This window comes from Bosea beijingensis (genome assembly GCF_030758975.1).
Classification (GTDB): Bacteria; Pseudomonadota; Alphaproteobacteria; order Rhizobiales; family Beijerinckiaceae; genus Allobosea; species Allobosea beijingensis.
In genome coordinates, this window is record NZ_CP132359.1 from 5,258,007 (window position 1) to 5,279,643 (window position 21,637).

Sequence of the window (21,637 nt, forward strand, 5' to 3'; positions counted from 1 at the left end):
GACAGCGCCCCGCTGGTAACGCCGCCGACAGGTGCTGGGGGAAGCCAAGCCTATCAGCGGCGGCCCGTTGCGGCGACCGAAGTCTCGGGCGAGGGCAACTTATCTCATCAGTCGTTAGCGCCTCACTAACTCATTGCCAAAACGGTACCATCGCGACTTTGTCGATCGCATGGTTTTCAGAAGATCGCGTCTATGGGGTCTTTGCGTGCCGATGCAGTGCGCACTGGGTTTGTTGGAGGTCCCAACTCCTAAGTATCCGTGTTGGTCAAGCACGCGTCACAGTCGATCGACGTTGATCTGAGCCCTTAAAGCTGGGTCACTTTGAGCTAGAGTTTTCCGCGGCCAAGGAAGGCCGCTAACTCGCGGACCGGCCGGACATAATCGCGCGGCGTATACTCGCCGAACCAGCGGATCGTCATGTCCTCGATCATCCGCTGGCGCAGAGGAGCGACGGTGACGGGATCGATCATGGAGGTCTCCAAGGATAAGGGTAACGACCACCAAATCCTCGGATGCAGTGCCTCACAGGCGAAATCTCACGGATGAGCGTGCCGCAGCGCCCTGCCGCGAGGGCGGCTTAGTCCATTGGCGCTGGGCGCGCTCCTCGCCGCAGCTTTGGCCCAGAGGCGTGAGATGACCGGTCGAGGAGCGGCTCGATCAGGTTGATGGGCAAGCCGTTCGAGTTTTGCGGCCCGCCAGCGATGCCGGCGGGGGCCCATGTGTGGTCAAAACTTATAATTCAGGCGAGCCCGAACGACTGAGAAGTCGGTACCGACTTTGAGGCCGTTGTTGAGCACGCCCTTTTCGCCGAGGTAGACATAAAGATATTCGACGCCGGTGATGAGATTATTGGTGATCGCGTATTCGACGCCCTCGCCGAGGGCCCATCCGCCGCAATGCGAATTGTCAGACGAAATGCCCACGGCCGATACCGAGGTCTTCGCGTTACCATACGCCCAGCCGCCGGTAATGTACGGCATGAAGCGATCGAAAGCGACGCCGGCTCTGCCACGAACTGTAGCGAAATAATCAGTCTTGATGATCCCACCGGGGCCGCTCACGCTAAGATCCGCACCCTGGAGGCGAGCCTCGAGGCCGAGGACGAATTGGCCCATCTGATAGTTGTAGCCGATCTGGCCGCCGCCGGCGAAGCCCTCCATGTCCGCTGCAGCCGATGTTCGTGTCGCTTGGCCAAAGCCGTACCCTGCGTTGGCGCCGACGTAAAAGCCGGTCCATGTGAAAGCCGGTGGCAAGTAAACGGGCGCTTCCACAGGTGCGGGATCGACGGTCCGCTACGCCTGCCGCCCCCGCAAAGCTCACTGCGAGCGTGATGGCGGCCGCCTAGAGAAGAGATTTCATACGCGCCTCCTTGCTGGCCCACACGCTATTTATGCTTTGCGCTGGACGGTTAACGCAACCTTAATTGCGGTTGATCATCCGAGAGGCTGATCTGGTCGCTGCCCGTGCTGCGTGACGGAACCAATTTTCGAGCGTCAGATCCGGCTGGCGGCGGCGTTTGCTGTTTCGCCCGGGAAGGGCGGCGACCTCGTTCGGTTTCAGCGTGCGCGGCCCATGTCCATGAAGACACGGTTGCATTCTACAACAACCAAACCAGAAGAGCGGTGGTCACCGCGGCCACCAGCGCAACAATCACCAGAACGACTGTAAAGATGCTCAGAATCCGCATTCGCCTACAACGCGACGTCAATAGCTCAGTTCCGCAAGCCCTGAAGAGCGGCTCAGGTATCGAGGCGCGCTTCTCGGGGGCAAAATTTCACGATGTTTGAACCGGCAGCGGAGCTCTCAAATTTGGCGAGGTCAGCGGCCCCTCGATTAGAGTTCCGAGATGGCTGGCCAGCAGATTTTCCCGCCTCTTGAAGCCGTGTGCAACGCTCTTAAATCATCTCGGGGAGACGGATTTGGAGGACGGAACAATGCCATTTTCGTTGCTGAATGATCCTGCGGATCTCGCTCGCGCCTTTGCCGCACTGGAAATGGTCTGGAACGAAATAAGGGACTCAGTGCCAGAGCGGGAGCGCGACAAGGTTTGGCGAAGCTGATGGACCGCTTGAAAGCCGAAAAGAACGATGCGAACAGCCTGATGAAGATTAGCGCAGAGTCTAAAGCCATTGCCGTTCGGCTCGCCTTCGTCTTGCTCATGATGGCACTGATCGTTTTCTTGGTCCCGCTATTGGTTCGCCGGTAGGCACGGAACCGCTTTGAATGCGCATTGTTAAATCGTGCCGGTTGGATTCGGCGACCGAGCCGCACAGGTGCTCTTCCGGCGGGGCTGTCAACGTCACCGCTGGTGCGTCTGGGCTCGATGTGGATAGATTCTTACGAAAACTGATGCAGTGGCCGTCTCGGTCCTGAATCGTGAGCGCGGCGCCTGTCAGCTCTTGCGGTCCGCGGCATCGGCTCCGCGCAGGCCGATCGGCATGGGTGTACCTTCCGTCGTGTCGCGATCTGTCTGGCGCTCGGCTTCGGCATTCAGCTCCGCACCGACGAGCAGGATAGTCGCCGAAAGCCACATCCAGATCAGCAGGCCTATGACTGCGCCGATCGCGCCATAGGTCTTGTTGTAGTCTTCGAAATTCGCCACGTACCACGAGAAAAGAACCGATCCGAGCACCCAGGCCACCGCAGCGATCAAAGCGCCGGGACTTACCCATTTCCACTGCGCATCGTCGCGGCTGGGTCCGAAGCGATAGAGAATCCCTAGGCCGATGACGAGCACGACGAAGAGCACGGGCCAGCGGCCGATCGATATAAGCCACTCGCTCGCCGAACCGAGAAAGAGATAGTCGAGCATGATGGGTATAGCGGCTATGGCGCCGAGGGCGATCAGTAGGAACCCGATGATGCCGGCGGTGAACACGAGCGAAATTGCATTGAGCTTGAAAAAGCCGCGCTTCTCGTCCTCGCCATAGGCGACATTCAGCGCATCGAACAGCGCCTTGACGCCGGCATTGGCGCTCCAAAGTGCGGCTCCCAGGCTAATGAAGAAGGCGAAGCCGAGCGTCGCGCCGTTTCCCGTGCTGATACGGGCAATCTGTTCCGCCAGGAACGCAGTTGTCCCGGTCGGGAGGAACGCGTCGAGATTCTCCAGTTGGCCGGCGATCGAAGCCGGATCGCTGACGAGGCCGTAAAGCGAAACGAGGGCGGTCAATGCCGGGAAGAGAGCGAGCAGGCTATAGAACGTCACGCCCGCCGCAACCGCTTGCACCCGGTCGCGGTTCATCTCCTCATAGGTTCGGCGGGCAATTTCCCACCAACCTCGCGGCGGAATCTGCGTTGGCGCCGAAGCTGCCCTCCCCTCCTCGGAACGCGATCGGGATTTGGCAGCAAATTTCCGCTCGCGGGCATCCGGGCGGCCGCCGCGGATAGCGAGATTGAGAGCCAGGCAGACGCCGGCGGCGCCCACAGCAACAGCCAGCACGCTCATCCATCGCGAGGCTGCGCCGCCCTTTTCGGACCCGTTACTCATCATTGTCGATCTACCGGCGGAGCTGGCGATCGGCGGCACCCTGGACGGCGGTCGTTCCCATCCTTCAGAAAAGCCTCGGAAGACACGTTGTCCGAGATCCACCTCTCAACAAAAGCCACAGCTCGCTCAGACATGCTCTCCTCGACAGCTCGATTCCGTGCCGACATTGAACGCGCTCTCCCCGCATCTTGTTGCCGTCGGCCGACGCCGCAGAAACATTGCATCGCGGACCGGCTATTGCGGATATAGCCGCTGCCGCAGCGTCTTGCCGGGAGCAAAGACTTTTTAAAACGCGCGCGACGCGTGGGACCTGGTCCGGCGGAGGTCAACGCAAGAGGCCTTCCGGGTCGAAATCCTCCCAGTCCCTCCAACTGTGGATCAGATGCTTCCGAAGCGGCTGAAACGGGGTTCGATTTAACCTGCTGCTTCTTGCCGCGTGTCAACGCGGCCCGGCCGGCCGCCCGACGACGATCCTCCTTCGCGGCTTGGATACCCTCCGCCCGCCGCATCTCCGCAAGATCAGCGTCGAGAATGGTCTCGATGTGTCGCGGGTCCGTAGAGAAGGAGCGCCCCATTGCCTGTATCGACCAGGGAATGACCACCCTCCGACAGCATGGCCGAGCTTGCGGTCCAGGCTGCAGCGATGAATTTCGTGCCTGCGATCAGGAGGTTTGCGATCAGCGCCGCATAGATGACCTTTGGCGATCCTGCATGCGCTGCCATTCATACTCTCCGCATGGGCGCAACGATCTGCACCCGGCACGGTTTCGAAGTCCCCGGATCTTTAGTGGCGCGCCCGCTGATCGGTCATCAGGTTGCGGGGCCCCTCCCCCGTTGCGCCTTGCCGGCCCGCATGCCTCGCTCCGGGCCTCGCAGCCGGATGGCCTGACGGAGTCGGGAGCCGCCAATGTACCGATAGGTTGGCACGCGACGAGAACTGTGCGATGCGCGCTCCATGGGCTAGGGAATCGAGCCGGATGTCACGCATTTTCAGCTCCGGCATTCCTGCGAGGCTTGTCATAGCCGGCGTGCTCGCCGTTATCATTATCCCCGGCATCGTCTTCGCAACCATTCTCCTGCATCGATACTCCGAAGCGCAGCGGGGCCGCTATCAGCAAGAGGCGATCGAGGTCGCAACAACGGCGGCCGCCCTCGTGGATCGTCACATTCGCAGCTGGCAGATCACGCTCCAGACACTCGGGACATCGAAAGCGCTGAAGGCCGGCGATCTGGAGAGCTTTTATCGCCAGGCCCTTGAGGTCAAAGGATTTATTGGTGCCGACATCGGACTGCGGGACCTCAGCGGTCAGCAACTCGTCAATACGAGACAAGCGTGGGGGCAGCCGTTGCCCTTCACGCCGTTTCCCGTCGACCAGCAGGTGATCGCGTCCGCAAAGCCTCACGTCTCAAACGTGTTTACCGGTGCAATTGCCCAGCGGCCATTGGTTGCTGTAATCGTCCCCGTCTTCGTCGACGGCACGCCGCGTTACCTCCTCCATGCCGGCGCGGAAACGGCACTATTTGCCGATGTCATCAAGCCCATCATTCCATCCGGCTGGTTCGTGGCGATCGGGGATCGTGAGGGGGTCTACGTCACGCGTTCGGAAGATCACGACAGGTTCACTGGGCAACCCGGAGCACCTGCTTTTCTCGCTCAAGCCGTGCGTAAGCAAGGCACTTTCGTCGGTAAGAGTGCCTTGGGTGAAGACGTCCTAGTCGGATACGCGCATTCGGAATTGTCCGATTGGCTCGTTGCCGCCAATATCCGTCAAAACGTGGTCGAGCAGCCGCTTCGAAGCGCTGTCGTTGCGTTGACCGCCGGCGGCGTCGCGAGCCTCATCGTGATGCTGATCGCAGCAACCCTTCTTTGGCGGCTGATCGCAAGCCCATTGCGTCGCCTCACTCTCGTGAGCGCAAGGCTAGGGACGTTCTCAGGTCCAGTCCAGGTTCCGACGAAGCTAACAGAATTCATTGCGTTGCGGGACGCGATGTCGGAGGCGTCGCAAAAGCTGAATGCCAGCAGCTTGGAACTCGAGGCCAAAGTCGTGGAAAGAACCGCAGAACTCGCGCATGCCAGCGAACTGGTGAAGGCGGAGGCGGCCGAACGCCAGCGCGTCGAGGCGATGCTTGCCCAGGCTCAAAAGATGGAGGCTGTCGGCAATCTTACCGGCGGCGTCGCGCATGACTTCAATAACCTGCTGCAGGTCGTCGGCGGCAACCTCGAGCTGCTCAAAAAGGAATCCGGGCTGACGGAGAAAGCCCAGACCCGCATCGCCAATGCCATGGCCGGTGTTTCGCGAGGGGCTCAACTGGCCGCCCAGCTGCTGGCGTTCGGCCGGCGTCAGGCACTTGAGCCTAGGGTGATCAACGTCGGGCGATTTATCCGCGGCATGGATGATCTGCTGCGGCGAACGCTGGGTGAGGAGATCGAGATCGAAACCATCGTCGCGGGAGGCCTGTGGCACACATTCGTCGACCCCACAAATGTCGAGAACGCCATCTTGAATTTGGCGATCAATGCGCGCGACGCGATGGATGGAGCGGGGCGGCTCACGATTGAAGCGGGTAACAGCTTTCTCGACGATGCTTATGTCCGTTGGAATCCGGAAGCGGCACCTGGGCAATATGTTGTCGTCAGCGTGACGGATACGGGTAACGGAATGCAGCCAGACGTGCTGGCGAAGGTGTTCGAGCCGTTCTTTTCGACGAAGCCGGTCGGCAAGGGGACCGGTCTTGGCCTGTCGATGGTCTATGGCTTCGTCAAGCAGTCCGGCGGTCATGTAAAAATCTACAGCGAGGTCGGACATGGGACGACCATCAAGCTTTACCTTCCGCGCTCGCATGGCGCGGAAGATGTTCTCGACCAGAACGACCATCACCCGGTCATCGGCGGGACCGAGACGGTCCTGGTCGTCGAAGACGACGATGCGGTTCGAGAGACGGTCGTGAACATGCTTGCAGAACTGGGCTATCGCGTTCTGCAAGCTCCCAATGCGCAGAGCGCCCTGTCGATCATCGAAAGCGGCACGGAAATCGATCTTCTGTTCACTGATGTGATCATGCCCGGCCCGCTGAAAAGCGCGGAACTCGCGCGAAGCGCGACGCGGCTCCTCCCGCGCCTCGCCGTACTATTTACCTCCGGCTACACCGAGAACTCGATCGTTCACGGTGGGCGGTTGGATGAAGGCGTTCATCTCCTGTCGAAGCCTTATACGCGTGAGGCCCTGGCGCGGAAGCTTCGACATGTCCTAGCTGCGGATAAGACCATACAGTCTGCAGACAGCTTGTCCGTATCGGACGGATCGGTTCGGTTGAGGATCCTGCTTGTTGAGGACGATGCCCTCATTCGCATGGACGCAGCCGAAATGATCGAATCTCTCGGTCATAACGTGCTCGAGGCTGGTTCGGGGCTTGAAGCGATCTCTCTGGCAGATTCGCACGACATAGACTGTCTCGTGACGGACGTAGGGCTTCCAGACATGAGCGGCATGGAACTCGCGACCCAGCTGAGAGAACGCGATACCGGCCTGCTTGTCGTCTTCGCTACCGGCCGCAGTCAGCTAGAAGGTTTCGCGATGGATGACAGAACGAGACTGGTGGCGAAACCCTACGGCGCAAATGATCTCGCTGCCGCGCTTTCCGTGGGAAAATAGCGTCATCGATCGGCGCAGTTAACACCAGCCCTCTTCGTCATCGTGGCGGGCTTCCCATTTCTCGATTGCTTCGATGAGGCCAATCAGCTCCATCTCCTCGGGCGTTCCAGGTGGAGGGCTGCCGAGTTCCGATACGCGCTGGGTCGCTCTCTCGTAGTCGTCAACGCAGCGGACGATGGCCCGCTTGGGGTCAATACCACTTGCGCCGCTGGGCGAGAGGAATGAGAACACTTGTGCCTCCTATCCTTCTGAAGGTTTGGCAAGCCGTGTTTCGTAGGTAACCATCGCGGCCGAGATATCCAGGAATTCTGCCTGGTCCCGCTCGCCGACAGGGATGTCGGCGAGGGCCTTTAATCGAATGACAGCTGCTTGGTACTCATCTTCCGTCTCAATGGTCATAACCTGCGCCTCAAGAGTTTGCTGGAAAAGCGTTCCGCTTGACCGGGAGCGCCAATCGGGTATCGGCCGTTGATCCTTCCCCTTGATCGCCGCCATGCACGAACCACCGCGCGTCGCCACGTCTGTTCGTAGACGGCGAACCGCTCGCCGGCATTTGGCGTGCGAGATAGACCGGCGATGAAAACCAATGCAGGGGCATTCCAGTAATACGCGGCAGGTCCGAGCTTCGTTCCGCTCTAGCCTCCGGTCGAGGTCGCCGCCTGAAGCTCCGTCTCTGCAGCACTGGGACGCGCCGCAAGGCGGCTATTAAATCTCGTGAACAGTCGCGCGATCCTTCAAAGATTCATTCGTCAGGGTCGTCTCCCAGCGAACCGAGCCATCCTCAGCTTTGCTAAACGCGATCTCGCTTTCTCCGAGAGCGATCGGGCGAGCGCCGATACCGAGAAATCCCCCGACTTCAACAATAACCAACAAGGACCGCCCGGCTCCTTGGATCTGTAGCACAGTCCCGATTTTCTTCCCTGTCGGATCAAAGACTGGGGCGCCGAACAGCTTGTCTGCAGACTGACCTTTCCGCGTCATCGATTGCGGGTCGATATCTCGTTGTCCGTCACGAACACGGTTGAGCTCATTCGTGATGGGGTTATGGGAGCTTTGGCGACGCGGCGGCCGTTCAACACTGTGTGGAGCGCCGATCTGGCGTTCTCCAATGACATGCTCCCGCTCGTCACTTCCCTTGACACGGTATTGTGGATCGCCATCGGGCCGCGTGGGAAGCAGCGCCGTGACCTCGTATAACCCGCTCGCGTCTTGGTCGTGGAAGCCAAACGCTAAGCCGACGCGTTCGCCGAGCTTGAATCGATGCGGCATTGTCTCGCTCCTGAAAATGTCCCCGGAGCCGCCGGCGAGGTTATCAGGTCGAGGACGTATCGATGTTAGCTTATGATAAGTGCGGTAATCATTTGAGCGCGGGGATAGCCCATCCCCCTCGATTCCAGGCATTTTCCGGCAACATTCATACCGGTGATTTCCCGCGCTGACGGTTGATTGACACATGGAACTGATAGCCGACGAGGGAACGACGGCATCGATCTGTGGCAAGGGGCCACTCGCCTGCGACTTAGCTTTCGTGAAATTCGCTCCCAGACCTTCGGTCGTCCATCCGGCGACCGTCACATCGTTACGCCGGAGTTTGGCGGTTCGTCTTTTTCCAAGCCGCGGCATTCGCTCGGCCTTGATTGCCTGTTGCTCCTCCGGCGTGTCGCGCTGGCGGGAAGCCGTCACGAGCCTGGAAGCGATCGCCCGTCGATCATGACGATGGAACTTGTCGCACGCAGTATCGCCTCGAAGCGGATCATCCTGGCATGCTCCAGCTCAAACCGGCCCAATAATAATGGGTCGCCTCAGGCCACATTTCCTCGCTGGATGACTCAGCAGCAGCATCGGCTCAAAGATCGCGCGTCCGGTCTGGCAGTGCATCGATTGCCTCTTCGGCGCCTTGATCCGTCTTCAAGACGCCTTCGCGCAGGACTTTGGTCGCGGCGTCATCCTTTTTGGCAGAATCGGTCGGGATCGGGGCCGTCTCCGGCGTGGCCTCCAGCCCGATATCTGCAGGCTTCTTGCCGTCCTTACGCGCTGCTGCTGCGAATGTCGCAAGCGCTTCTGGTTGCTTAGCCATGTGAAACTCCCTTTCTGAACCTCATCGATGGGGGACGACTACGATACCACCGAGAAGCTGAACTCTCGCGTGGCCAGACAGGTCTTCACGCCAGGGTGCGAACTTTGGGTTCTCGCGCCCATTGGCGCGTACGAGCCGAAGCCAGGAAATCTTCATTCTGCTTTCCGAGGGTTACGACGCCATCGTCCGTCTCGATGCCCGCCTTATCGAGCAAAGGCTTCGCCTCGACGCTATGGCCTATGGCCTTAAGGTGCCCGAAAGCATCCCTGACGAAATCGATCGCGGCGCTTTCCGTCATGAGAACCTGACAACCGTCCTCGGAAAGGATGATCGCGACCGCGTCGAAGATGACTGAAGGCGAGCCCGCCAACTGCCCGTCGGCTTTCAGCATCTTGCCATCCTTGAGCTTCACGCCGCCGATCTTCGGCGCCACGATCTTCACCGTCCCGCCCTCTCCCTCCACCGCAGCCTTGACGGCTGCGACGATGGCACCGTCGGCGCCGTCCGAGACGAGGACGCCGACGGCGCGGCCACGCAGCGTCTCGGGGTATTTGCCAACGATCCGCAATGCCGGCGAAGGTTCCATGTCCATCGCGGCGACGGCCGCGGCCGACGGCTTTGGCAATGTCATCGCCAGGCCGGTGGCGACGCGCTGCGCCAACTCCTCATCAACATTCAGCAGATTGGAGAGCACGCGTTGGCGAACATGCTCAAGCGTCACCTTCGATAGCTCGAAAACGAGCGCGCTGGCCAGATGGGCCTGCTCGATCTTGCTCTGCGAGCGGAAGAATAGCCGCGCATGGCTGTAGTGGTCCGCGAAGCTTTCCGCGCGAAGACGAACTTTATGCGTCTCGACCGGGATCGGCGCCGTCCGGAAGCCGCCCGCCGGATCTTCCCTCGGACCGCCATCTTCACCCGCCTCGGCGAGGCTGTTGGGTTCGTAATTGGCACGGCCGGTGAAGACCTGCGTCTGCATCTGGCCGTCGCGCTGCATGTTCTGGAAGGGGCAACCCTTAGCGCGATTGACGGGGATCTGGTGAAAGTTGACGGTTCCGAGCCGCGAAAGCTGCGTGTCCTGGTAGGAGAACAGGCGGCCCTGGAGGAGCGGGTCTTCCGAGACATCGATGCCTGGCGGCATATTGGTGGGCAGGAAGGCGGCCTGTTCGGTCTCGCCGAAGAAGTTGTCGGGGTTTCGATTCAGCACCATGCGCCCGATGATGCGGATCGGCACCAACTCCTCCGGAATCAGCTTGGTCGCGTCCAGGATGTCGAACGGAAGCTCGTCGGCCTCCTCTTGGCTGAGCAGTTGAACGCCAAACTCCCACTCGGGGAAGTCTCCCTTGGCGATCGCCTCGTACAGATCGCGGCGATGGTAGTCGGGATCAGCGCCAGCGATTTTCACCGCCTCGTCCCAGCACGTCGATTGGGTGCCGAGCTTGGGGCGCCAGTGGAATTTGACGAAGGTCGGTTCGTCCCTGTCGTTGAGCAGGCGGAACGTATTCACGCCGAACCCCTCGATCATCCGCAGGGATCTGGGGATGGCTCGATCCGACATGGCCCACATGATCATATGGGTCGATTCCGGCATCAGACCGACGAAATCCCAGAACGTGTCGTGCGCGCTGGCCGCTTGCGGATAGCCGCGGTCGGCCTCCATCTTCACGGCATGGATCAGGTCGGGGAACTTGATGGCGTCCTGAATGAAGAAAACCGGGATATTGTTGCCGACGAGGTCCCAATTCCCTTCCTTGGTATAGAACTTGACCGCAAAGCCGCGGACATCTCGCGGCGTGTCGACAGAGCCCGCGCCGCCAGCGACGGTCGAGAACCTGGTGAAGACCTCGGTCTTGACGCCGACCTCGGTCAGCACCTTTGCGCGCGTGAATTCGCCCAGCGATTTCGTCAGCTCAAAGAAACCGTGGGCTGCAGAGCCGCGTGCATGGACAATGCGCTCAGGAATTCGCTCGTGGTCGAAGTGCTGGATTTTCTCGCGCAACACGAAATCTTCGAGCAGCGCCGGGCCACGACCACCGGCCTTGAGAGAGTTCTGGTTGTCGCTGACGGGAGCCCCGTGATTGGTTGTGATACGAGGATCCGGTGCCGAGGCCGTTTGATGCAATTCGCCGCCATTGCCGGGCTTGGGTTTCGCAGGGGTAGAACCTGAGCGCGGAGAGCGAGCCATGCTTGGTATCCTTCATTCAATTCGGAGCGATGCGCGGCACGACACCTGCGCGACAACCACGCACGGAGCGGTCGATTCCGCAGTTAAACAAAGTGGAATTGCTCTAAGTTCCGTTCGCGTTGAGCAGCGACCCCCGCGGTGATGCTACAATCACATTCGAGACGACCGCAGACGCTGATGTGCTGTTGGTTTTGCCGATGATCGCCCTGATCGAATTGGAAGCAATGCTCGCCAGGGCGAGTCAGGAGCAGGCGAAGCATCAGCCTGTGCAGTAAACCGGCTTGATAACGCTCACAGGGTCAGAACGCCCATCGTCCCGAAGAGGATGACGGGTCGTGACGGCCGGCGATATAGCTGTGACGGGTTTGCCGGGCAGTCTCAGCAAGCTTCGCAGGGATGGATCGTCAAACCCGCCGAGTTTCGTGCTCTTCATGATTGAGAGCTCCAGCGTGGAGGAAGTGTTGACGCCCCCCTCAAAAGAGGGATGCGTCAAAACCGTGTTGTCGGGACGTCGGGGCGAGCGGCGAGCCTATCGCATTAGCGGTTGCCATAAATGATGCGCCAGCCTCGGCTCCTATTGCTGGTAGCTGCGCAGCCCTCTGCATCGCCAGGGCCCGGTAGGAGGGCGAGAGCGCCGTCGGTCGCCCGCCTCTCGGGAAGCGAACCGATCGCCCATCCCCGCGTTGCGAACTGGAATGAAGTGAAACTCCAGTCCGGGAGCGTGACATGCGGTTCTCCATCAACGGGGCGTCGGTCGAGATCGACGTCGATCCGCGAACGTCCCTGCTCGATCTCCTGCGCGACCATCTCGGCCTGACGGGCTCGAAGAAGGGCTGCAACCAGGGCGCCTGCGGAGCCTGCACGGTGCTGGTCGATGGCCAGCGCATCAATTCCTGCCTCGCTCTGGCGGTCCAGTACCAGGAGCACGAGGTCACGACCGTCGAGGGGCTGGGGGCGCTCGAAGCGCTCGCTCCGCTGCAGGCGGCCTTCATCGAGCATGACGGCTTCCAGTGCGGCTATTGCACGCCGGGCCAGATCTGCTCGGCGGTGGCGATGGAGGACGAGCTGAAGCGCGGCCTGCCCAGCCATGTCACGCCGAATCTCGATGCCGACGCGATCGTACCCGATCGGGACGAGCTGCGCGAGCGCATGAGCGGCAATCTCTGCCGCTGCGGCGCCCATAACGGCATCATCGACGCTATCGCATCCGTCTACGGGGAGGCCGCGCGATGACGCCCTTCAGCTACGAGCGCGCCGCCGACGCCGCCGATGCGGTGCGGCGTGCCGCCGGGCCGGCCGCCAAATATCTCGGCGGCGGCACCAATCTCGTCGACCTGATGCGCGAGACGATCGAGCGGCCGCAGCGGCTGGTCGACGTGACCGGGCTCTCGGCGGAGATCGCGGAGAACGCCGATGGCGGTCTCGTCATCGGCGCCGCCGCGCGCAACACGGCCGTCGCCGAGGACCGGCTCGTGCGCCGGCGCTACCCCGTGCTCGCGCGCGCCATCCTGGCCGGCGCAAGCGCCCAGATCCGCAACATGGCGACCGTCGGCGGCAACATCCTCCAGCGCACCCGCTGCATCTATTTCTACGACGACGAAGGCTCGCGCTGTAACAAGCGCGAGCCCGGCCAGGGCTGCGACGCCATCGGCGGCTTCAACCGCAACCACGCCATCCTCGGCGCCTCGCCCTCCTGCATCGCCACGCATCCCTCCGACATGGCCGTCGCGCTGGTGGCGTTGGACGCGAGGGTCCAACTGCGCGGCGCGGGCGGGGAGCGCAGCGTGGCGCTGGCCGAGCTCTATCGGCCGCCGGGCGATCGGCCCGATCTCGAGACCGTGCTCCAACCCGGCGAGCTCATCACCGAAATCAGCCTGCCGGCCGCGCCGCTCGCCGCGCGGTCCGACTACCGCAAGGTGCGCGACCGGGCGAGCTACGCCTTTGCGCTGGTCTCGGTCGCCGCCGCGCTTTCGGTCGACGACGGTCGCGTTTCGGATGTGCGTCTCGCCTTCGGCGGCGTCGCGCACAGGCCCTGGCGGGCCTGGAAGGCGGAAGCCGCGCTGCGCGGCGCGCGCGCCGAGGCGGGCGCCTTCGCCGCCGCGGCCGAAGCTGAACTCGCTGCGGCCGAGCCGCTGAAGGACAATGCCTTCAAGGTCGATCTGCTGCGTCGGACGATGATTGCGGCACTTGAACAACTGGCGGGAGATCGCGCATGAGCATTCTCGAGGACGCCAAGCAGCTCGCACAGGGCGTCGCCCAGGCCGCGATGGCGAAGGCCATCGCATTGGCGCCGGATAGCTGGATTCCCGGCGGCGAGCCCGATCCGCTGATCGAGCAGCGCCACGGCCATGTCGGCAAGCCGGTCTCGCGATTGGACGGCCCGCTCAAGGTCACAGGCGGCGCGCCCTTCGCCGCGGAGTTCCCGATGGACGGCATGGTCTATGCGGCTCTCGCCTACAGTACCGTCGCCAAGGGCCGGATCGCGGACCTCGACACCGCCGCGGCGGAGGCCGCGCCGGGGGTCGTCCTGGTCATGACCCATCGCAACGCGCCGCGTTTGAAGCCCACTCCGGTTTTCATGTCGTCGCAGAAGGCCTCGGGCGGCGATGCGCTTCCGGTGATGCAGGACGACCGCATCTACTGGAACGGTCAGCCTTTGGCCGTCGTACTCGCGGAAACGCAGGAGCAGGCCGACCACGCCAAGACCCTGATCCGCATCGCTTATGAAACCGACGCAGCCGCAACCGACTTCGCGGAGGCGCAACAGCGCGGCACCCGCACGGCCCAGTTCATGGGCCAGCCGCTGCATGACGCCAAGGGCGATGCCGAGGCGGCGCTGGCGACGGCAGCCGTCAAGGTCGATGCGGTCTATACGACGCCGCGTCACAACCACAACCCGATCGAGCTCCACGCCGTGACGCTCGCCTGGCAGGGCGGGACGCTGCGCGTGCACGACACCCAGCAGATGGTCGCCCATGCCGCCTGGACGCTGGCCAAGGTCTTCGACATCGCCGAGGATCAGGTCGTCGTGACCTCGCCCTTCGTCGGCGGCGGCTTCGGCAGCAAGACCCTGTGGCAGCACCATATCCTCGCGGCCGCCGCGGCGAAGCTGGCGGACCGGCCCGTGCGGCTCGTCCTCTCGCGCGAGGGCGTCTACCGCGTCGTCGGCGGCCGTTCGCCGACGCAACAGCGCGTCGCGCTGGGCGCCGACCCAGACGGCCGGCTGACCGCGCTGATCCACACCGGCACGACGGTCAAGACTCCGCATAACGCCATGCCGGAGCCCTTTATCCTGCCGACGCGCAGCGCCTACGCCGCCGAGACGATGCTGCTCGACGTGCAGCAGGTCGAGCTCGACATGGCCAGCAACACCTTTATGCGCGCGCCGGGCGAGGCGGTCGGCACCTTCGCGCTGGAATGCGCGCTGGACGAACTCGCCCACGAGCTCGGCATCGACCCGGTCGAGTTGCGCATCCGCAACGAGCCGAAGGAGGATCCGACCTCGGGCCTGCCCTTCTCGGCGCGCAATATCGTCGAGTCCTGGCGGGCGGGGGCCGAGCGCTTCGGCTGGAGCCGGCGCAATTCACGGCCCGGCGCCGTGCGCGACGGCGAATGGCTCGTCGGCATGGGCTGCGCGACCGCGACCTATCCCTATTACCGCATGCCGGGCGGGGCGGCCCGGCTGACGATCACGCGGGATGGACATGCTACGGTCGATGTCGCCGTCCACGAGATGGGCATGGGCACGGCGACGGTGCAGACGCAGGTCACGGCCGAGCGGCTCGGCCTGCCGATGGAGGCGGTCCGGTTCAACTACGGCGATTCGACCCTGCCCGGCGTCATTATGGCCGGCGGCTCGCAGCAGACCGCCGCGACCGGCGCCTCGGTGATCGCCGCCTACAATAAGCTCGTCGGCGAGCTCCTGACCCTTGCCGGCAACGATTCGGCGCTGGCCGGACTGAAGCCGGAGGAGATCGCCAGCCGCGATGCGGGGCTTTGCAAGCGCGATGAGCCGGAGCGCTACGAAAGCTATGCCTCGATCCTCGGGCGCGCCCGGCGCGAGGAGATCAGCGTCGAGGCCGAGCCGCCGCAGCCGTTCGAACTGATGCACTGGTCGATGCACAGTCATGGCGCGATGTTCTGCGAAGTGCGCGTGAACGTCGTCACGGGCGAGCCGCGCGTCTCGCGCTTTCTGGGCTCCTTCGACTGCGGCCGCATCCTCAACCCCAAGACCGCCGCTAGCCAGTTCCGCGGCGGCATCATCATGGGCTTGGGCCTTGCGTTGATGGAGGAGACCCAGTTCGACGAGCGCAGCGGGCGCATCATGAATCCGAGCCTCGCCGAATACCACGTCCCGGTGCATCTCGACGTGCCGGAAATCGACGTGATCTGGACCGACATCCCCGACCCGCATACGCCGATGGGCGCGCGGGGCGTCGGCGAGATCGGCATCACCGGCACGGGCGCGGCCGTCGCCAACGCCGTATTTAACGCCACCGGCAAGCGCGTCCGCAACCTACCCATCACGCTCGATAAATTGCTGTGAGGCTGAATGGTTTTCGGCTGCCTACATAATGGGGAGCTGATTTCAGTTCAGCGCTAACAGATTCAGCCAGTACCCTTTCGGGCCGACTTTGAGCGGGACGCTTTCATTTTGCAATAATGAACCGGCAACGCCGCCACGGATCGCTACGCTCAGTCGAGGGAATCGGCCGGGACCCTGCCGCCGTTCTCGGAATGCTTCTTGATGACTGCCTTGCGCAGCCAGTTAACGATGAGCCCATTTTTCCGAAAGAGCGGTGACCTGGTCGTCGCTGAGCTGCCGTCCAGCGACAGTGATGACTTCGACCCGGCCGGCGTTGAGATCGCCACGGATCGCTGAAAGGGCCGCAGCCAAGTTAGGATATTCCATTTGGTAAGTCGCCATGATCTCACCGCCGCGCTTCACATCCTGACGCAGCACGACGACGACCTGTCCATCCTCGATGTCGTTCATTCGTCCTCGCAGCGGGTGAGCATTTTTCCAGATGGCAGTGTGAAGTAGCACTCATCCTCATAGTGCACGGGGGTGCCATCTTCGAGCGTGTAGGAGGTGAGCGAGAGACCGGGCCATTCGCGCCAAACGACAACCTTGTAACGCTTGCAGTCTTTGTCGCGGCAATGCTCCGTATGGAGTGCGCGCCGCACTTGCGTCGGTCGCTTGTTCGGGCCGTCAGATTTCCAGATTGCGTCCAAGGTCTTCCACCCAAGCGTTTCGCCGGTAAACGAGCGGTGCATCTGCTGGTTCCGGATTTCTCCGAGGCGTGGAGCGCGTCACTTCGATGGCGGCCGTGGCGCCTGTAGATCCGTCGGGGTTTTCGGGGCGTCCCTTGGATCGACCTGCCCGGATTGCAGCTCGCGTTGTGTCTGAGCGTGATTCAGATTGAAGCCGACGAATATCGCCACGATGACGAACGCGATAATTGCCACGACACCAGCAGCGACCTTCTTAGCCCTATCGGGTGATGGCGGTTTATGAGACGCGGGGTCAGTCTGACCCGGTCCCGCTAGGGACGTCATCTTTTGTTCGTCGAGTGCTCCGGCTGGCTGCGGTCTCAACTGCGAGTGACTGCTCATAGAGCTCGACCGCGGCATTGATCGCATCGAGCTCTCGCTCCTCATCACCACCCTTTGCGCATCCTGCGAGATAGATCGCGCGATCCAGGGCAGCGTTCAGTTCGTCTTCGTTGCGGATGGTAAAATGCGTCATGGAGGCGCAACTGCCGAACAATTCGAACGTTCCCGCGGGCCCTCCTTACTCCGGGTTGGTCTCAGACGCATTGCGCCCGCAACGGGCGTGCTAAGAGATCACCCGGCCATATGGTGGACCACGATCCAAGCAAGCCCAGCCAAAATAAGGCCCCCTACGAGCACCGCCAGCACCGGGCGGCCCAGAAATCCCTGACGACCTTCAACCGGCGTCTCCACCGCCGGGTCGGTGGTCGTATGCGGATCTGGGTGCATTGGTGCGACAACCCCGCCGCCCGAGCCTTCCGTCTGCCTATCGGCTCGGGCGTTGGCCTCGCGAATATCCCGGTCCTGGCTGTTGGTCATGGAGCTGCTCCAATTGATCTATGCTACTAGGGAGACTGCGCCGAGATCCAGAAGTTCCTCCGTCGTCCATACCTTGCCGAGAAACTGACCTTGGCTCATGCTGGCCGTCCACTTTGGAGACGAATATGGCTAGCGGCACTGTGAAATGGTTCAACGAGACCAAGGGTTATAGCTTTATCACCCCTGATGGCGGCGGAAACGACGTTTTTGTTCACATCAGTGCGGTGGAACGAGCCGGTCTACGTGGCCTGAACGAGGGCCAGAAGGTCTCTTACGAACTCGTTGCCGACAAGAGGTCTGGCAAGCAGTCTGCGGATAACCTGAAAACGGGATAACCGTCGACGAGTTTGGCCATGTGCGCACGCGTCCGCCGCCATTGAGTGGCGGGCGCTTTCTTTTGCAAATGTCAGACCGCCGCTCGCCTGATCAAGACCATCGAACGAGACGATGCGATTTCGCCCGAGACCTTCGGCCGCATAGAGCGCCTTATCGGCACGAGCATGCAAACTGAGGGCGACATCATCGCCTTCGGCCTGAGAGACGCCTGCCGAGAACGTGCAGTTGAAATCCGGGCGGCCAGGAAGGGGTACGATCGTCGAACCCTTGTGAGAAAGCACAACCCGCAGCCGTCTGACAGCGATCGAAACTCGCGCTCTCCCAAAGCCGGAGCGCGTTAATGCGGCGTTTCCCATATCGGTTGCATTTTATCGAAAGTTGGAAACTGCGCGTCCACCTCGGACATTTCTCTCCGACAAACGGAGGTATGACCCGATGCGGTATCTCGTCTCGCTCGACTTCTGGCTCTGGATCGGCGTCTGGATGAGCGTGAGCCTCATGGCCGTCGCGATGCGGCCGCTCGATTGGATGAGCTGACCGCGGCTCGAAATCTCGTGGTCCAGCCGACTTCGACCACACGGCTCAATCTCGCCTTGGAGATGATCCAGCAGGAAAGAAGTGAGGAGCTCAGAAGGCCTTGGGCGAAGGCAACGACGCTGTGAAGACGTTCGACAAGCCTTGGAACAGGCCGATCTCTGGAAGCCTGCTTTCGCTTGTTGATTGACGATCCCCGACGGCACGCCGCCGGGGACCTCTGCGCTCAGTCGAGCAAATCGGCCGGGACCTTGCCGCCGTTCTCGGAGAGCTTCTTGATGACTGCCTTGTGCAGCCAGACATTCATCGTCGCCGAGTCGTTGGTATCACCCGTGTAACCGAGTTCTTGCGCCAGTTCCTTGCGGGCGGTCAGGCTGCTGTCGATCTTGAGTGCCTTGAGCAGGTCGACAATGGACGTCTTCCAGTTCAGCTGCTGGCCGCTGTCCTTGACCGCCTTGTCGAGGATCGGCGCGACGTCGACCTGCTGCGAGGCCGCCGATCCAGGCGCAGTGCCGATGTTTGCCGTGGTCTGACCGACGGGCGTCCCTCCCGGCGACGAGGCCGGTGCGGTGGAAGTGCCGGACGGTGGGACAACCGCACCGGGTGCGGGAGCAGACGTTGGAGTGGCAACCGTATCGGCCTTGGCCTCGCCGAAGATGGCCTTCTTGATGCTGTCGAAAATTCCCATGATCAGGCTGCCTTCTTCGTCGCGGCGGTGTTGGCGGCGCCGCCGAGCTGCGTCAATGTCTTGTCGGTCTTGGTCTCCTCGGCGAGCGTCGCGTCGAGCAGCGTGACCGCATCCTTGTGGCCGAGCTGCTGAGCCCACGCTTTGAGGGTGCCGTAGCGGGCCATCTCATAGTGCTCGACGGCCTGTGCCGAGGCCACCAAGCCTGCGTCGATCGCCGGGCTGTCGCCGTAATCCTCAATGACCGCCTTGCCTTCCTCGATGATGCCCAGGATGGCGTCGCAGGTCTTGCCGCGCGGGGCCTTGCCGATGAGCTCGAACACCTCGCCGAGGCGCTCGACGTGACCTTCGGTCTCCTCGCGATGGGTCTCGAAAGCCTTCTTGAGTTCGGGCGACTTGGCCGCCTTCGCCATCTTCGGCAGCGCCTTCAGTATCTGCTTCTCCGCGTAATAGACGTCCTTGAGCATGTCATGGAACAGGTCGTCGAGCGGCTTCGGTTCGGTCGCCATCTAATCCTCCAGCGATTTGGGTGGTCGATGGCTGCTGAACGAACCCTGAGAGCCCATGTTCCATTCCGCTCCGCTGGAACTTTTGGAGGCAATCTGCCGTTGGATTGTGCATCGCGGCATCGGCCGCACGCCCACGGGAGACCATCATGAAGAAGCTGCTCATTGCCACCTTGATCGCCTCCGCGACATCCTTTGGCGCGATCGCACAGACGTCGACGACGTCGCCGATGCCCGCCCCAAAGGCTGACGCCGACAAGAATGCCCCGCTGCCGGGCGCCAACAGCTTCACCGAGGGCCAGGCCAAGAGCCGCCTCGAGGCCAACGGCTATTCAAACGTTGGAGCCTTGAAGAAAGACGACAACGGCGTCTGGAAGGGCACCGCGACCCACTCGGGGGCGCAGGTCAACGTCTCGGTCGATTACCGCGGCAATATCACCCGCAACTGATCCGTGCCTCCCGCACCGCAAAAACTGGAGAACGACATGACCCGTACGCTGACCCGTTCCTACGATAGCCACGCCACCGCCCGCTCGGTCGTGGACCAACTTGAGGCCGCCGGCGTTTCCAGCAGCGCCATCAGCATTGTCGGCAGCGACGGCAAGACTGACGAGACCAACACCGCCGAAGGTGCCGGAATCGGCGCCGGCGTCGGCGGCGCCGCCGGACTGCTGACCGGCCTCGGCATCATGGCAATCCCCGGCGTCGGCCCGGTTGTTGCCGCGGGCTGGCTAGCCTCGACCGCCGCAGGCGCCGTGGCCGGTGCCGCCGCCGGTGGTCTGGTTGGCTCATTCGTTAAGGAAGGCCACGATGAGGACGAGGCGAACTACTACGCCGAGACCGTTCGCCGCGGCGGATCGGTCGTATCCGTCCGCGCCGAACCCGAGCACGAGGTCACCGTCCAAGCTATCCTCGACGGCGCCACTCCGATCGACCGCGCGACCCGCGAGGCTGACTATCGAGCCGGCGGCTGGTCGCGCTTCGACGAAAACGCCGATCCTTACGTTCGGGATGCCACCGCGTCCGGCCGAGTACCGCCTGCCGTGATCTGACGGCACGCGCATATTGAACAACGGCCTCGGGCGACCGGGGCCGTTTTCTGTTTGGCGTTCAGAGAAGTGCGAGAGCTTCTTTGCATGTTTCGCGGCGGCTCGATTGATCGATCGCGCAGAACCTCTGAGAGTGATCGAGAGGCAGGTCATCAGGCGACGATCTCTTCCTCGCTCGGTAAAAGCGCACCTTACCAAGAAGCGCAGCGGACGGATCATAGGAGCGTCAGAGCAAGCGTGCCTGTGCAGGTTCGCGGTCGACTTCGTTCTGGGAATTTCGCCGCTCAAGTTCAGTCTTAGCACTGAATCGAAGGTCGACATCACGACTGGCGGCGAGTTCTGACAGCGCCGGCGCGCTCAGCTGATTCCATCCCTTGCCGCGATCAGGCCCCGTTGGCACGCGAGGCAACAAGCCGGGCTCTCTGCTCCACCCAAGCAATTGGTGGATCGAAGCCTCATTCAACATGTCGCGGAGATGGTGCGCAGTTACGTATGCATCGGGCATAGCGCGATGAGCCGGCAAGCCAATCTCGTGCACGAGGCCCGCCGGCTTCCGCTGATAGCGAAGCATCTGGTTCGAGAACCGGGGCAGCTCCGGCCACAGGCGCAAGGCGCATTTCCAGGTGCAGATCCATTGAGCACCCGCGCACAGCCGCGGTCGGCAGTATCGCTGTTCGAACGCCGCTCGGTGCGCCGCCAAAGCCAATACTCCGCGCTCCGGCTTCAGGATAGACGGCGCTATATCCTTCCAGTACGGCGCGCCAGCAACGTCCTCATCCCGAATATGGTGCACTGCCATCGTATCGGCGGAGATGGCGCGTCCGGGATTGACGAGAAGCGCGCCGCGTTCCTCGGTGACTTCCCAGCGTCCATCGGCTCCTAGCGAGACGTCCTGCCAACCGATTTCACAGACGTCGTGGGGGCCGTCGCCGGCCGTCTCAAGGTCGATGACCCGAACGCGATTACTGAGCATGGATTGTAGATCAGCATTTCCGCTGGTCCATACAAGGCAGGAGCCTTTCGATCCCCGCCGGC

At 62.2% G+C, this 21,637-nt stretch carries 23 protein-coding genes and 1 pseudogene; 8 read left to right on the forward strand and 16 right to left on the reverse strand.

From position 1 onward, the window contains the following. Positions 1-326 precede the first annotated feature (326 nt). Entirely contained in the window at positions 327-470 is a 144-nt protein-coding gene (locus tag Q9235_RS25320) for a hypothetical protein (RefSeq protein ID WP_306224514.1), read from the reverse strand. A 255-nt stretch (positions 471-725) separates the two neighbouring features. Further along, the gene (locus Q9235_RS25325) at positions 726-1,271 is read right to left on the reverse strand and encodes an outer membrane protein (protein ID WP_306224515.1); all 546 of its coding nucleotides are present in this window, start codon (positions 1,269-1,271) and stop codon (positions 726-728) included. A gap of 776 nt (positions 1,272-2,047) precedes the next feature. Here Q9235_RS25325 and Q9235_RS25330 point away from each other — a divergent pair. Beyond that, positions 2,048-2,206, forward strand: coding sequence for a hypothetical protein (locus Q9235_RS25330; protein WP_306224516.1), 159 nt, complete (start codon positions 2,048-2,050; stop codon positions 2,204-2,206). 186 nt (positions 2,207-2,392) lie between these two features. Here Q9235_RS25330 and Q9235_RS25335 read toward each other — a convergent pair whose 3' ends face one another. After that, entirely contained in the window at positions 2,393-3,445 is a 1,053-nt protein-coding gene (locus Q9235_RS25335) for a YihY/virulence factor BrkB family protein (protein WP_306224517.1), read from the reverse strand. 594 nt (positions 3,446-4,039) lie between these two features. Then, positions 4,040-4,210, reverse strand: a pseudogene (locus tag Q9235_RS25340) (cation efflux transmembrane domain-containing protein); the annotation flags it as partial. A gap of 254 nt (positions 4,211-4,464) precedes the next feature. Between Q9235_RS25340 and Q9235_RS25345 the strand changes: the two are divergent. Beyond that, entirely contained in the window at positions 4,465-7,140 is a 2,676-nt protein-coding gene (locus Q9235_RS25345) for a response regulator (RefSeq protein ID WP_306224518.1), read from the forward strand. An 18-nt stretch (positions 7,141-7,158) separates the two neighbouring features. Here Q9235_RS25345 and Q9235_RS25350 read toward each other — a convergent pair whose 3' ends face one another. From Q9235_RS25350 to Q9235_RS25370, 5 genes are all read right to left on the reverse strand, one after another. Beyond that, the gene (locus Q9235_RS25350; protein WP_306224519.1) at positions 7,159-7,371 is read right to left on the reverse strand and encodes a hypothetical protein; all 213 of its coding nucleotides are present in this window, start codon (positions 7,369-7,371) and stop codon (positions 7,159-7,161) included. Between the two features lie 9 nt (positions 7,372-7,380). Continuing rightward, a complete protein-coding gene (locus Q9235_RS25355; RefSeq protein WP_306224520.1) occupies positions 7,381-7,635 on the reverse strand; it encodes a hypothetical protein in 255 nt (84 codons plus the stop codon). Positions 7,636-7,845: 210 nt separating this feature from the next. Next, the gene (locus Q9235_RS25360; protein ID WP_306224521.1) at positions 7,846-8,409 is read right to left on the reverse strand and encodes a PRC-barrel domain-containing protein; all 564 of its coding nucleotides are present in this window, start codon (positions 8,407-8,409) and stop codon (positions 7,846-7,848) included. 577 nt (positions 8,410-8,986) lie between these two features. After that, the gene (locus tag Q9235_RS25365; RefSeq protein ID WP_306224522.1) at positions 8,987-9,217 is read right to left on the reverse strand and encodes a hypothetical protein; all 231 of its coding nucleotides are present in this window, start codon (positions 9,215-9,217) and stop codon (positions 8,987-8,989) included. Between the two features lie 85 nt (positions 9,218-9,302). Beyond that, positions 9,303-11,399: a catalase gene (locus tag Q9235_RS25370; protein ID WP_306224523.1), complete on the reverse strand. Its 2,097-nt coding sequence runs from the start codon at positions 11,397-11,399 to the stop codon at positions 9,303-9,305. 726 nt (positions 11,400-12,125) lie between these two features. Here Q9235_RS25370 and Q9235_RS25375 point away from each other — a divergent pair. Genes Q9235_RS25375 through Q9235_RS25385 form a run of 3 tightly spaced genes read left to right on the forward strand, consistent with a single transcriptional unit; the run spans position 12,126 to position 15,945 of the window. Next, on the forward strand, positions 12,126-12,632 hold the full coding sequence (locus Q9235_RS25375) for a 2Fe-2S iron-sulfur cluster-binding protein (RefSeq protein ID WP_306224524.1): 507 nt from the start codon (positions 12,126-12,128) through the stop codon (positions 12,630-12,632). Continuing rightward, entirely contained in the window at positions 12,629-13,615 is a 987-nt protein-coding gene (locus Q9235_RS25380) for an FAD binding domain-containing protein (RefSeq protein WP_306224525.1), read from the forward strand. The genes Q9235_RS25375 and Q9235_RS25380 overlap by 4 nt, the downstream gene beginning before the upstream one ends. 50 nt (positions 13,616-13,665) lie before the next feature. Next, positions 13,666-15,945 carry a xanthine dehydrogenase family protein molybdopterin-binding subunit gene (locus Q9235_RS25385; protein ID WP_306228444.1) on the forward strand — a complete coding sequence of 760 codons (2,280 nt, stop codon included), beginning with the start codon at positions 13,666-13,668 and terminating at the stop codon, positions 15,943-15,945. A 222-nt stretch (positions 15,946-16,167) separates the two neighbouring features. Here the strand turns inward: Q9235_RS25385 and Q9235_RS25390 are convergent, their stop codons facing one another. The 4 genes from Q9235_RS25390 to Q9235_RS25405 form a co-directional block, all read right to left on the reverse strand. Beyond that, positions 16,168-16,395, reverse strand: coding sequence for a hypothetical protein (locus tag Q9235_RS25390; protein ID WP_306224526.1), 228 nt, complete (start codon positions 16,393-16,395; stop codon positions 16,168-16,170). Next, a complete protein-coding gene (locus tag Q9235_RS25395) occupies positions 16,392-16,676 on the reverse strand; it encodes a hypothetical protein (RefSeq protein WP_306224527.1) in 285 nt (94 codons plus the stop codon). The genes Q9235_RS25390 and Q9235_RS25395 overlap by 4 nt, the downstream gene beginning before the upstream one ends. A gap of 250 nt (positions 16,677-16,926) precedes the next feature. After that, the gene (locus Q9235_RS25400; protein ID WP_306224528.1) at positions 16,927-17,148 is read right to left on the reverse strand and encodes a hypothetical protein; all 222 of its coding nucleotides are present in this window, start codon (positions 17,146-17,148) and stop codon (positions 16,927-16,929) included. A 98-nt stretch (positions 17,149-17,246) separates the two neighbouring features. Beyond that, the gene (locus Q9235_RS25405) at positions 17,247-17,492 is read right to left on the reverse strand and encodes a hypothetical protein (RefSeq protein WP_306224529.1); all 246 of its coding nucleotides are present in this window, start codon (positions 17,490-17,492) and stop codon (positions 17,247-17,249) included. Positions 17,493-17,617: 125 nt separating this feature from the next. Here Q9235_RS25405 and Q9235_RS25410 point away from each other — a divergent pair, with 125 nt between their 5' ends. After that, positions 17,618-17,827 carry a cold-shock protein gene (locus Q9235_RS25410; RefSeq protein ID WP_306224530.1) on the forward strand — a complete coding sequence of 70 codons (210 nt, stop codon included), beginning with the start codon at positions 17,618-17,620 and terminating at the stop codon, positions 17,825-17,827. Between the two features lie 761 nt (positions 17,828-18,588). Here the strand turns inward: Q9235_RS25410 and Q9235_RS25415 are convergent. Then, positions 18,589-19,050 (reverse strand): DUF3597 domain-containing protein, encoded by a 462-nt coding sequence (locus Q9235_RS25415; RefSeq protein WP_306224531.1) that lies wholly within the window; start codon positions 19,048-19,050, stop codon positions 18,589-18,591. Positions 19,051-19,052: 2 nt separating this feature from the next. Continuing rightward, the gene (locus tag Q9235_RS25420) at positions 19,053-19,556 is read right to left on the reverse strand and encodes a YciE/YciF ferroxidase family protein (RefSeq protein WP_055728249.1); all 504 of its coding nucleotides are present in this window, start codon (positions 19,554-19,556) and stop codon (positions 19,053-19,055) included. Positions 19,557-19,702: 146 nt separating this feature from the next. Here Q9235_RS25420 and Q9235_RS25425 point away from each other — a divergent pair, with 146 nt between their 5' ends. Beyond that, positions 19,703-20,002, forward strand: a complete 300-nt coding sequence (locus tag Q9235_RS25425; protein ID WP_055728248.1) for a PepSY domain-containing protein — start codon at positions 19,703-19,705, stop codon at positions 20,000-20,002. 36 nt (positions 20,003-20,038) lie between these two features. Beyond that, positions 20,039-20,605 (forward strand): hypothetical protein, encoded by a 567-nt coding sequence (locus Q9235_RS25430; RefSeq protein WP_306224532.1) that lies wholly within the window; start codon positions 20,039-20,041, stop codon positions 20,603-20,605. A gap of 223 nt (positions 20,606-20,828) precedes the next feature. Here Q9235_RS25430 and Q9235_RS25435 read toward each other — a convergent pair whose 3' ends face one another. Further along, on the reverse strand, positions 20,829-21,575 hold the full coding sequence (locus Q9235_RS25435; protein ID WP_306224533.1) for a 3'-5' exonuclease: 747 nt from the start codon (positions 21,573-21,575) through the stop codon (positions 20,829-20,831). Positions 21,576-21,637 lie beyond the last annotated feature (62 nt).